This is a genomic window from Mycobacterium sp., from assembly GCF_965229265.1.
GTDB lineage: Bacteria > Actinomycetota > Actinomycetes > Mycobacteriales > Mycobacteriaceae > Mycobacterium.
This window is the reverse complement of record NZ_CBDDIY010000010.1, coordinates 117,795-129,287: the sequence shown is the minus strand read 5'-3', so window position 1 is coordinate 129,287 and position 11,493 is coordinate 117,795. Positions and strand designations below refer to the sequence as shown.

Annotated in this window: 11 protein-coding genes; 6 read left to right on the top strand and 5 right to left on the bottom strand. The window is 67.6% G+C overall.

Annotated elements, in window-relative coordinates:
* Nucleotides 1–44: 44 nt before the first annotated feature.
* Genes ADBZ9K_RS02815 through ADBZ9K_RS02795 form a run of 5 tightly spaced genes read right to left on the bottom strand, consistent with a single transcriptional unit; the run spans nt 45 to nt 4,450 of the window.
* Complete coding sequence (locus ADBZ9K_RS02815; RefSeq protein ID WP_526620677.1) at nt 45–674, bottom strand: response regulator transcription factor; 630 nt, start codon at nt 672–674, stop codon at nt 45–47.
* Nucleotides 675–687: 13 nt separating this feature from the next.
* Nucleotides 688–1,818: a MacS family sensor histidine kinase gene (macS, locus tag ADBZ9K_RS02810; protein ID WP_526618372.1), complete on the bottom strand. Its 1,131-nt coding sequence runs from the start codon at nt 1,816–1,818 to the stop codon at nt 688–690.
* Nucleotides 1,819–1,824: 6 nt separating this feature from the next.
* Nucleotides 1,825–2,589: an amino acid ABC transporter ATP-binding protein gene (locus ADBZ9K_RS02805; RefSeq protein WP_526618370.1), complete on the bottom strand. Its 765-nt coding sequence runs from the start codon at nt 2,587–2,589 to the stop codon at nt 1,825–1,827.
* A complete protein-coding gene (locus ADBZ9K_RS02800) occupies nt 2,586–3,518 on the bottom strand; it encodes an amino acid ABC transporter permease (RefSeq protein WP_526618369.1) in 933 nt (310 codons plus the stop codon). The genes ADBZ9K_RS02805 and ADBZ9K_RS02800 overlap by 4 nt, the downstream gene beginning before the upstream one ends.
* 5 nt (nt 3,519–3,523) lie before the next feature.
* Nucleotides 3,524–4,450: an ABC transporter substrate-binding protein gene (locus ADBZ9K_RS02795; protein WP_526618367.1), complete on the bottom strand. Its 927-nt coding sequence runs from the start codon at nt 4,448–4,450 to the stop codon at nt 3,524–3,526.
* A gap of 149 nt (nt 4,451–4,599) precedes the next feature.
* Between ADBZ9K_RS02795 and ADBZ9K_RS02790 the strand changes: the two genes are divergently transcribed.
* From ADBZ9K_RS02790 to cydC, 6 genes are all read left to right on the top strand, one after another.
* Entirely contained in the window at nt 4,600–4,920 is a 321-nt protein-coding gene (locus ADBZ9K_RS02790; protein ID WP_526618365.1) for a hypothetical protein, read from the top strand.
* A 68-nt stretch (nt 4,921–4,988) separates the two neighbouring features.
* Entirely contained in the window at nt 4,989–5,564 is a 576-nt protein-coding gene (locus ADBZ9K_RS02785; RefSeq protein WP_526618364.1) for an HdeD family acid-resistance protein, read from the top strand.
* Between the two features lie 117 nt (nt 5,565–5,681).
* Nucleotides 5,682–7,130 (top strand): cytochrome ubiquinol oxidase subunit I, encoded by a 1,449-nt coding sequence (locus tag ADBZ9K_RS02780; RefSeq protein ID WP_526618361.1) that lies wholly within the window; start codon nt 5,682–5,684, stop codon nt 7,128–7,130.
* Nucleotides 7,131–7,143: 13 nt separating this feature from the next.
* Nucleotides 7,144–8,187, top strand: a complete 1,044-nt coding sequence (gene cydB / locus ADBZ9K_RS02775; RefSeq protein WP_526618360.1) for a cytochrome d ubiquinol oxidase subunit II — start codon at nt 7,144–7,146, stop codon at nt 8,185–8,187.
* Between the two features lie 86 nt (nt 8,188–8,273).
* On the top strand, nt 8,274–9,854 hold the full coding sequence (cydD, locus tag ADBZ9K_RS02770) for a thiol reductant ABC exporter subunit CydD (protein ID WP_526620675.1): 1,581 nt from the start codon (nt 8,274–8,276) through the stop codon (nt 9,852–9,854).
* Nucleotides 9,841–11,493 (top strand): thiol reductant ABC exporter subunit CydC, encoded by a 1,653-nt coding sequence (gene cydC, locus ADBZ9K_RS02765; protein ID WP_526618359.1) that lies wholly within the window; start codon nt 9,841–9,843, stop codon nt 11,491–11,493. The genes cydD and cydC overlap by 14 nt, the downstream gene beginning before the upstream one ends.

Genomic DNA, 11,493 nt, shown 5'->3' with positions numbered 1-11,493 from the left:
TCGTTGCCATGGCGGCGGCGGTGCGGATGAGTAGTACTACTCGACTATGGCTGGTCGTCGAGCCCGTGTTCGATCGCGTAGCGCGCCAACTCGACCCTGTTGGCCACCTGCAGTTTGCGCAGCGTCGCCTGCACGTGGTTCTCCACCGTACGATGACTCAGCGACAGTTTGGCGGCGATCTGCTTGGCCGTCAAACCCTTTGCCACATAACGCAATACCTCCGTCTCGCGGTCGGTCAGGCTCGGTGCGGCGCCGCCGGGGTCCTTGGCGATGCGCCGATACTCCCCCAACACCAGCCCGGCCAACCCCGGGGTGAACACCGCCCGGCCGGCGGCGGTGGCGCGCACCGCCTCGGTCAGTTCCTCCCGCGACGCGCTCTTGACCAGGTATCCACTGGCACCCGCCTTGACCGCGTCCAGGACGTCGTCGCGCTCACCGGAGGCCGACAACACCAGCACCCGTGTCGCCGGGGACACCGCCAGGATTTGCGCCGTCGCCCGCGCCCCGTCACCGTCTCCGAGTCGCATGTCCATCAGCACGACCGCGGGCTGCACCACAGCGGCTCGGCGGCGGGCCGAGGCAACACCGTCGGCCGTGGCGACCACCTCGAAGCCGTCGGCAGCCAGGTCACGAGCGACGGCGTCCCGCCAGATCGGGTGGTCGTCGACCACCATCACCCTGGTCGGCTCAGCCACCGCCGGCCCCCTTCGGAACGCTCATCTCCCACTCCGTGCCGCCCGCATCGGTGGATAACGTGGCCTGTCCCCCCAGCGAACGCAACCGTCCCACAATCGATTTCGATATCCCCACTCGCCCCTCGCCAAGAGCTTGCTCCAGCCGGCCGGCCGGGATTCCGACGCCATCGTCGCGGACGGTGACCGTGACGGTATGGCCGAGGTCCTCGAGGAGCACGAAAGCGCGCGCGTGTGGGCCGGCGTGTGCGACCACGTTGTCCAGCGCATTGCCCACCGCGGCGTCGAGTTCGGCCGCCGCCGCAGCATCCAGCTGCACTGCCGTTCCGGGCAGACTCAGCGATACCCGGTCGGTTTCCCGCCGCGCCAGCAGCGTGCGCAGGTCGACCGCGCCGGGTCCGATGTCGGGGCCCGGGCCGGAAATGAGCCGCCGCAGCGCCCGCTCCTGCTCGCCGGCCAGGGTTCCGAGTTCGGCTGCCTCCCCGCCTAATTCGCGGCCCCGCTTGGCCACCAGCGCGAGCACCTGGACGACGCCGTCGTGCACCTGCCGGGAGAGGCGCTCCCGTTCCTCAATGGTCGCCGTAAGGCGCGCCGCCCGTTCCAGTTCGGCGTGTGCGCGTCGCGCGGTCTGGGCGGCCATGCCGACCGCCAGCCCCACCGCCAGTTCGATGACGATCGAGGCGTTGCGACCCAGGTCAAGGTTGACGTGCCCCTTCAACGCCGCGGCGGTGGCCACCACCGCCGCACCCGCCGCCATCCCACCGACCGGTCCGAGCAGTATCGCCGCCGAGATTGTCGCGTTCGTCGCCCACAACGTGGTCGGTAGCGACTGGTTGTCGGCGACCCAGGCGTCGCTGGCCACCAGTTGGGTGCTCAGCATCAGGGCCAACGCCACGGCGATCTCGGCGACCACCCAGCCGGCCCGGCGCCCGAAACCCTGCAGGTAGGCCAGCGCGCACAGCAGCGTCCACCCGCTGAGCACGCCGAAGAGCACCCAGCCCAGTCCGGGCCTGGTGAGCTCAGCGTTGCGGGTGATCTGGAAGTAGACCGCGTAGGCGTAGCTGAGCAGCCGGAAGATCTGCGCCGCACGCCATAGCGGCGTCGTCGGGTCCGCGGTGGACGCCACGCTGCGCTACATGACTTTCGACAGGAACGCCTTGGTACGGTCGTGCTGCGGATTGCTCAGGACTTCCCGGGGCGCGCCGCTCTCGACGATCACCCCGCCGTCCATGAACACCAACTGGTCGGCAACCTCGCGAGCAAACCCCATCTCGTGCGTCACCACGACCATGGTCATGCCCTCACTGGCGAGCTTCTTCATCACGCCCAGCACCTCGCCGACCAGTTCGGGATCCAGCGCGGAGGTGGGTTCGTCGAACAGCATGAGCTTGGGATCCATCGCCAGCGCCCGCGCGATCGCCACCCGCTGCTGCTGCCCACCGGACAGCTGCGCCGGATAGGCATCGGCCTTGTCCGAGAGGCCGACCTGGTTGAGCAGATCACGCGCCCGCTCCAGGGCGGCGGCCTTCTTGACCCCCTTGACGTGAATCGGGGCCTCGATGATGTTGTCCACTGCGGTGCGGTGTGGGAACAGGTTGAAATGCTGGAACACCATCCCGATGTTGCGGCGTTGCTTGGCCGCTTCGCGCGGTGGCATCTCGTAGAGCTTGTCGTTGCGCTCGCGGTAGCCGATCAGGTCGCCGTCGACGTAAAGCCTTCCGGCACTGACATTCTCGAGGTGGTTGATGCACCGCAGGAATGTCGACTTGCCGGAGCCCGACGGTCCGACGAGGACCAGGACCTGACCCCGATCCACCGTCAGCGTCACGCCTTTCAACACCGACAGCGCCCCGAAGTCCTTGCACACGCGCTCGGCGCGCACCATCGGCTCTGTCATACGTGTCCTGCCTCCGTACCGGTCTGCGCCTTGGCCAGCGCCTCCAGCTGCTTGGACGTCAGCTTCCTGGAGATGCCGCGGGAGAAGTACTTTTCGAGGTAATACTGGCCGACCATCAGCACGCTGGTGACGACCAGATACCAGGTCGCCGCGACCAACAGCAGCGGGACGGGCTCGAAGGTCCGCGCGGCGATCTCCCGCGAGGCGATGCTGTACAGGTCATAGGAATAGGGCACCGCGGTCACCAGCGACGTGGTCTTCAGCATGCTGATGAGTTCGTTGCCGGTGGGCGGGATGATCACCCGCATCGCCTGCGGAAGCACGGTGCGCCGCATGGTCATTCCCCACGACATGCCCAGTGCGGTCGAGGCCTCGGACTGGCCTTCGGGAACCGAGGTGATGCCGGCCCGGATGATCTCGGCCATGTACGCGGCTTCGTTGAGCCCGAGGCCGACGACCGCCAGCAGGAACGGGATCGACAGACTCTGCAGATTGAGGTGGAAGAACGACGGCCCGAACGGTATTCCGAGCTGGATGTTCTGGTAGATGGTCGGGATCAGCCCCCAGAACACCAGCTGTACGTACACCGGGGTGCCGCGGAAGATCCACAGGAACGCCCAGGCCACCCAGGAGAACACCGGGTTGGGCGACAGCCGCATCACCGACAGGATCACGCCGAGCACGACGCCGAGCAGCATCGCGTAGATCGTCAGCTGCAGGGTGTTGAAGACACCCAGCATGATGCGGTCGTTGAACAGGTACTCGCCGTAGGTCGACCAGCCGTAGGCCGGGTTGGTGGCTGCCCCATAGATGAACAGCCCGACCAAGGTGACGATGACGGCCGCCCCCACCCACCGCCAGGGGTGACGCAACGGGACCGCGTCAATGGGTGCCGGGCTGATGGGCGGGGCCGACTCGTCAACAGTCATAGTGGTTAGCTGGTCGCTCCGTTGATGACCGGCTTGTTGATCATGCCCGCTTCGACACCCCAGTTGGCAGCGATGGTCTTGTAGTCACCGGTGTCGATGAGGTGCTGCAGTGCCTTCTCCAACGACTGCGCCAGCGGCGAGCCCTTGGCCACCGGCCAGCCGTACGGTGCCGCGTCGCTGATCTCACCAGCAGCCTCCAGCTTGCCGTTGCTCTGCTTGATGGCGTAGGCCGTCACCGGCGAATCCGCCGACATCGCGTCGGCCTGGCCGAGCACCACCGCGTTGGTGGCGGCGTCCTGGCCGTCGAACTTCAGGATCTCGATCGCCGGCTTGCCGGCATCGGTGCACGCCTTGCTCTTGGCGGGCAGCTCGTCGGTCTCCTCGGTGGTGGTGGCCTGCACGGCCACCTTCTTGCCGCAGGCGTTGCTCGGGTCGATCGGTGAGCCCGGCCGCTGTGCCCACAGGATGCCGGCGTTGAAGTAGTCGACGAAGTCGACCGAAGCCTGGCGCTCCTTGGTGTCGGTGAACGACGACATGCCGACGTTGTAGGTGCCGCCCTGGATGGACGGGATGATCTTGGCGAAGTCGGATTCGCGGTACTCGGCGGTCAGCCCGAGCGTGGAGGCGATGGCGTTCATCAGGTCCACGTCGAAGCCGACAATCTTGCCGCTGGAGTCTTTGAACTCGTTGGGGGCGTAGGGGATGTTCACCCCGACGATCAGTTTGCCCGACTTCTTGATGTCGTCAGGAACGGTGGCCGCGATCTCGTCGACCTTCTCGGCCTTGGCCGCGGTGGTCGAGGTCGACGGACCCGCGCTGGTCTCACTCTTGCTGCTGCAGCCCGACAGCGTCAACGCACCGGCGACCGCGATAACGCCGGCGGCACGCCACCAGAGGTGCACCCCACGACGGTCTTGACATCCAGTAAGCACTGTTGCCTCTTTCTCTCGACGGCATCCGGGCTGTCTTGCCCGAAACTAATGGCCTGGTCCGGGTTTTGTACTACCGGTAACGGAACAGTAGTCGGAGCGTAACCATCTGGCAGCGGATCCACAGGTGCGAGCGTCTAACGTGGCCCGCCATGCCTGATCTGAGCAGATTCCACTTCGTCGTAATGGACGGCCCGACGGCCGCCACCCTGGCACAGGTTCTGCCGGTGCTGCTGCTGAGCCTGATGGTCGAAGTACGGCGCACCCAGCTGCACCGCTCGACCGCCCGGCTGTACATCTTCCTGTTCTTCGTGTTCTTCGCGCTCGTCGAAACCGTCATGGTGCTCTCCATCGACGGGGCCGTCTATCCGTTCCAATGGTCCGATCTGATCGCGGCCCTGCTGATTTTCGGACTGATCACCCTGATCTACCGGCTCTCGGTCGCCGGGCATATCAAGGACGACCATCAGTAAGCCCGAATTCCACTGCTGAACTGCCCAAGTACCGCAACTCGCCAGCCCGCTGTGAAACACTCTCCGCCATGACCACTACCTCTGCTCCACCCCTGTTGCCACACTTGTGGAAGTCGGTCCTGCTGTCGGGAATCCTGTCGCTCGTCCTCGGCGTCCTGGTGCTCGCCTGGCCGGGTATCTCGATCTTGGTGGCCGCGATCTTCTTCGGCGCCTACCTGTTGGTGACGGGCATCTCACAGGTGTTCCATGCGTTCACCTTGCACGTCTCGGCCGGCGGCCGGGTTCTGCTGTTCATCAGCGGCGCGGCCTCGCTGATCCTGGCGGTGCTGTGCTTCCGCAGCATCGAGAACTCGATCCTGCTGCTGGCCATCTGGATCGGCATCGGCTTCATCTTCCGGGGCGTGGCCACCGCCGTGTCGGCGATCAGCGATCCGGACACCCCGGGGCGCGGCTGGGAGATCTTCGTCGGCATCATCAGCCTGATCGCCGGCATCGTCGTGCTGGCTTCGCCGTTCCCATCGCTGGCCACCCTGACCATCGTGGTCGGCGTCTGGCTGATCGTGATCGGCGTCTTCGAGATCGTGTCGGCGTTCGGAATCCGCAAGGCGTCCAAGAACCTCACCGACCGGATCGGCGCCGTTTAGTCCGGTTGACTCTGGTCACACAGGCCGAAAGCCCCTAGCGGAAACGGCGTGGATCGCTACTACACTCTGTCGTAGATAGGCGATCCACGCCTTTCCGTCTTTTTGGGGTGTGCTGGTATGAGTGCTCTTGACGTGTCCCGGTGGCAATTCGGAATCACGACCCTCTACCACTTCATTTTCGTTCCGCTGACGATCGGATTGGCCCCGCTGATCGCCGTCATGCAGACGATCTGGGTGGTGACCGACAACCCGGCCTGGTACCGCATGACGAAGTTCTTCGGGAAGGTGTTCCTGATCAACTTCGCCATCGGCGTCGCCACCGGCATCGTGCAGGAATTCCAGTTCGGGATGAACTGGAGTGAATACTCGCGCTTCGTCGGCGACGTCTTCGGCGCCCCGCTGGCCCTGGAGGGTCTGGTCGCCTTCTTCCTGGAGTCCACCTTCATCGGGCTGTGGATCTTCGGCTGGACCCGGCTGCCGAAATGGCTGCACCTGACGTCGATCTGGCTGGTGGCGCTGGCGGTCAACCTGTCGGCGTTCTTCATCATCACCGCGAATTCGTTCATGCAGCATCCAGTCGGCACCCGGTTCAACCCGGCGACCGGGCGCGCCGAACTGCAGAGCATCACCGAGCTGTTCACCAATAACACTGGGGTTGCGGCCTTCTGGCACGCCGTCGCCGCGTCGTTCCTCACCGCCGCGACATTCGTCGCCGCGGTGTGCGCGTGGTGGATTGTGCGCGCCAAGGGCACCCCCGACGCCGCGAGCCTGTACCGCCCCGGCGCTATCCTCGGCTCGGTAGTGGCGCTGGCCGCCTGCGTGGCGCTGTTCTTCACCGGCGACGTCCAGGGCAAGCTGATGTTCCATCAGCAGCCGATGAAGATGGCCGCGGCCGAATCGCTGTGCCACACCGAAACCGATCCGAAGTTCTCCGTGCTGACCGTCGGCACCCACAACAACTGCGACAGCATCACCCGGGTCATCGAAGTGCCCTACGTGCTGCCGTTCCTGGCCGAGGGCAAGTTCAGCGGTGTCACGCTGAAAGGCGCCAAAGACCTTCAGCAGCAATACGAGCAGAAGTTCGGCCCGGAGTGGTACGTGCCGAACCTGTTCGTCACCTACTGGTCGTTTCGCGCGATGATCGGCCTGTTGGCCATCCCGTTGCTGTTCGCTCTGACCACGCTGTGGCTGACCCGCGGCGGCCGGACGCCCGAAAAGCGCTGGTTCTCCCGATTCGCGTTGTGGACGATCCCCACGCCGTTCCTGGCCTCGATGGCCGGTTGGGTGTTCACCGAGATGGGCCGCCAGCCGTGGGTGGTCGCCCCCAACCCCGACGGTGACCAGCTGGTCAGGCTCACGGTGCGCCAGGGCGTCTCGCTGCACGGGCCCGCCCTGGTCTGGGTCTCGCTGATCTCGTTCACGTTGATCTACGCCGTGCTCGCGGTGATCTGGTTCTACCTGATCCGCCGCTACGTGATCGCCGGACCGCAGGAACACGACTCCGAGCCGGCGCCGCCCACTCCGCCGCGCGACGACGAGGTCGCGCCCCTGTCCTTCGCCTACTGAGGAGCTTGTGATCATGGGATTGCAACAGATCTGGTTCATCCTCGTTGGGGTGCTGTTCCTGGGCTTCTTTGTCCTGGAGGGCTTCGACTTCGGCGTCGGCATGCTCATGCACTGGCTGGGGCGAATGGGCAAGGGCGATGCGGAGACTCACCGCCGGGCGGTGCTCAACACCATCGGACCGGTGTGGGACGGCAACGAGGTGTGGCTGATCACCGCCGGTGGCGCCATGTTCGCGGCCTTCCCGCACTGGTATGCCACCGTGTTCTCGACGCTGTACCTGCCGCTGCTGGTCATCCTGCTGGCGATGATCGCCCGGATCGTCGCGATCGAATGGCGGGGCAAGATCGACGACCCGAAGTGGCGCAACTGGTGTGACATCGGTATTGCCGTCGGCTCGTGGCTGCCCGCGATTCTGTGGGGCGTGGCATTCGCCATCCTGGTCAACGGGCTACCGGTCGGTCCGGACAAGAACGTCGTGGGCCTGTCGATCACCGATGTCCTCAACCCCTACACCCTGCTCGGCGGGCTGGCCACCTGTGCCCTGTTCGCCTTCCACGGCGCGGTGTTCTTGGCGCTCAAGACCGGCGGCGCGGTGCGCACCGACGCGGTCCGGCTGACCCGCCTGCTGGCCCTTCCCGCCACCGTCCTGGTGGCCGGGTTCGGTCTGTGGACCCAGCTGGCGCACGGCACGTCCTGGACGTGGGCGGTGCTGGCGGTCGCGGTGATCGCGCAGTTGGCCGCGGTCGCCGCGGCCGGTGGCACGCGGGAAGGGTGGGCGTTCCTGTCGACCACGGTGGTCATCGCCGCGGTGGTCATCCTGCTGTTCGGCTCGCTGTACCCCAACCTGGTGCCCTCCACCATCGACCCGGCCTACAACCTGACGATCTACAACGGATCCTCCAGCCCGTATACGCTCAAGGTGATGACCTGGGCCGCAGCCATATTCACTCCCCTCGTCCTGGTGTACCAGGCCTGGACGTACTGGGTGTTCCGCAAGCGGATCTTCGCCGAGTCGATCCCGCCGTCGATCGGTCTGCCGCCCAGGCGCGTGCCCTGAGCGCCGGGGACGCACGCCGGTCGGGCCCGCTGGACCCGCGGCTGTGGCATGCGTCCGCCGCGGTGCGCCGCTACCTGATCGCCACGGTGGCCTGCGGCACGCTCATCGCCGGCTGCGCCATCGCCGGCGCTGTGGTGCTGGGCCACCTGGTCGCCGGGGTTATCACCGAACCGGCCACCCGCAGCCTCGGCCATTGGCGCACCCAACTGGTGATTCTGACCGCGCTGTGGATCCTTCGGGCGCTGACCCAGTGGCAGCAGGGCCGGCTGGGCCAGCGCGGGGCCAGCGCGGTGATCGCCGACCTGAGCGGTCAGGTGCTGCGCACCGTGACCGCCTTGGCGCCCCCGGTGCAGAGCACCCGCCGTGACGACGCGGTGACCGTGGTGACCTCCGGGCTCGACGGACTGCGCCCCTACTTCACCGCCTACCTGCCTGCACTGTTCCTGGCGGCGATCCTGACCCCGGCCACCGTACTAGTCATCGCCGTCAACGACATCGAGTCGGCGCTGATCGTGGTGATCGCGCTGCCGCTCATCCCGATCTTCATGGTGTTGATCGGCCTGGCCACCGCCGACCGCTCAGCGGCCGCGCTGGAGGCGATGACCACACTGCAGGCCCGCCTGCTGGACCTCATCGCCGGGATCCCTACGCTACGAGCCTTGGGCCGAGCCGACGGGCCGGCCGAGCGGATAGCCAAACTCAGCGCCGCCCATCGCCGTTCGGCGATGGCCACGCTGCGCATCGCATTCCTCTCGGCACTCGTTCTCGAGCTCATCGCCACCCTCGGCGTGGCGTTGGTGGCCGTCAGCATCGGCCTGCGGCTGGTGTTCGGTGAGATCAGTCTGGCTGCCGGGCTGACCGTGCTGCTGCTGGCCCCCGACGTGTTCTGGCCGTTGCGCCGGGTGGGTGTGGAATTCCACGCCGCGCAGAACGGAAAAGCAGCCTCCGACAAGGCATTCTCGCTGATCGAACAGAATCCCGAACCTCCGGCGGGCATCCGCACTGTCGAGGCCGCAGGAGCGGTGATCGTGCTCGACGGGCTGTGCGTCGCAGGGCGCGACGGCATGTCACCGACGGACTTATCCGGCCGGCTGCTGCCCGGCCGGGTCACCGTGCTCACCGGCGCTAACGGTGCCGGCAAGACCACGACGCTGCTCACGATCGCTGGTCTGGTCACCCCCACCGCCGGCCGGGTCACGGTCGACGGCGTCGACATCGCCGACCTGGAGCGGGCGGCGTGGTGGCAGCAGCTGTCCTGGCTGGCCCAGCGCCCGGTGATCATCCCGGGCACCGTCGCCGAGAACCTGGCGTTGTTCGGCCCGCTCGCCGATCGCGACGGCGCCTGCCGCGCGGCCGGTTTCGCCGAGGTGATCGCCACCCTGCCCGACGGTCTCGACACCGCCCTGGGCCGCGGCGGGACGGGTTTATCGCTGGGACAGCGCCAGCGGCTCGGCCTGGCCCGTGTCCTCGGCTCCCGGGCGCCGGTACTGCTGCTCGACGAGCCCACCTCGCACCTCGACGAATCCACGGAACGTGTTGTGCTGCATGCTATCCGCGAGCGTGCAGCGGCCGGGGCCACAGTTGTGGTGGTCGCCCACCGCGACAGCGTGGTGCAGATCGCCGATGACGTCATCGCGGTGGAGGCCGCCCACCATGCCGGCCTCTGACGGGTTGCGGGTTGCACTGCCCTTGCTGCGGCCCCGGCTGCCCCGGCTGCTGCTGGCCGTCGCGCTCGGCGCGCTGTCGCTGGGCAGCGCACTGGCCCTGGCCGGAGTATCGGCCTGGTTGATCACCCGGGCCTGGCAGATGCCGCCCGTCCTGGACCTGTCGGTGGCCGTCGTGGCGGTCCGGACGTTCGGCATCTCCCGCGGCGTGCTCGGCTACTGCGAACGGCTGGCGTCCCACGACACCGCACTGCGGGCGGCGGCCAGCGCCCGCAGTGAGATCTACCACCGGCTGGCGCACGGGCCCGCCTCGGTCACGGCGCGCCTACACAGCGGCGACCTGCTCGCCCGGGTCGGTACCGACGTCGACACCCTGGCCGACGTCCTGGTCCGCGCGCTCGTCCCGATCGGGGTCGCCGGGGTGCTGGGCGTCGCCGCGACCGCGGTCATCGCCCTCATCTCCCCCGCCGCCGCGGTAGTGCTGGCGGTGTGCCTGCTGATCGCGGGCGGTCTGGCACCGTGGCTAGCCGCCCGGGCGGTGCGGGCAGCCGAAGCCGTTGCCCGCCAACTCCAATCACAGCGGGACATCGCCGCCGTCACGGCTCTCGAGCATGCCGCCGAACTCCGCGTCGCCGGGCGGCTGCCGGGGTTGATCACCGAAGCAGAGCAACGGCAACGGGAGTGGGGCCACGCGATCGACCGCGCGGCAGCCCCGGCGGCGGCGGCTACCGCCGTGCCGACCCTGGCCGTGGGGGCCAGCGTCATCGGAGCTGTCGTCGTCGGGATCGGTATCGCCGCGCACACCGCCCCGACCACGCTGGCGGTGCTGATGTTGTTGCCGCTGTCGGCTTTCGAAGCCGTCGCCACCCTGCCCGCGGCCGCGGTCGCCCTGACCCGGGCCCGCATCGCGGCGACCCGGCTGGTGGACCTCGTGCCGGCCGTGGCCACGCCGTCGGCCGCCGTCACCATCGCGACCCCGCCCAGCGCACCGGCGTTGCACGCCGAGCAGGTGCGCGCCGGCTACCCGGGCGGCGCGGCGGGCCCCCCGATCACCGTGCGCCTCGAGCCCGGGGGCCGGCTGGCGATCACCGGACCCAGCGGGGCGGGCAAGACCGCACTGCTGATGACCCTGGCTGGCCTGCTCCCATCGATCAGCGGCGAGATCAGCCTCGACGGAATGCCAACCACCTCGTTGAACGAATCCGAATTGCGCAGCGCCATCTGCTATTTCGCTGAAGATGCCCACCTGTTCAGCACCACCGTCCGGGACAATCTGCTGGTCGCCCGCGGCGACTGCTCCGAGGCGGAACTCACCCACGTGCTCGCCGTGGTAGGCCTGGACGGGTGGCTGCGGAGCCTTCCCGACGGATTGAGCACGGTCCTGCTTGGCGGTGCGGCCGCCGTGTCAGCGGGCCAGCGCCGGCGGCTGCTGCTGGCCCGGGTGCTGTTATCCCCCGCGCCCATCGTGCTGCTCGACGAACCGACCGAACATCTCGACGCCGCCGACGGGCATCGGGTGCTGAGCGCCCTGCTCGACGGCACGCACGGGCTGCTGTCCCCGGCGCGTTCCGTCGTCGTCGCCACCCACCAACTCGGTCGGGACATCGCCTGTCGGCGACTATCGATCGACAACGCCGGGTAA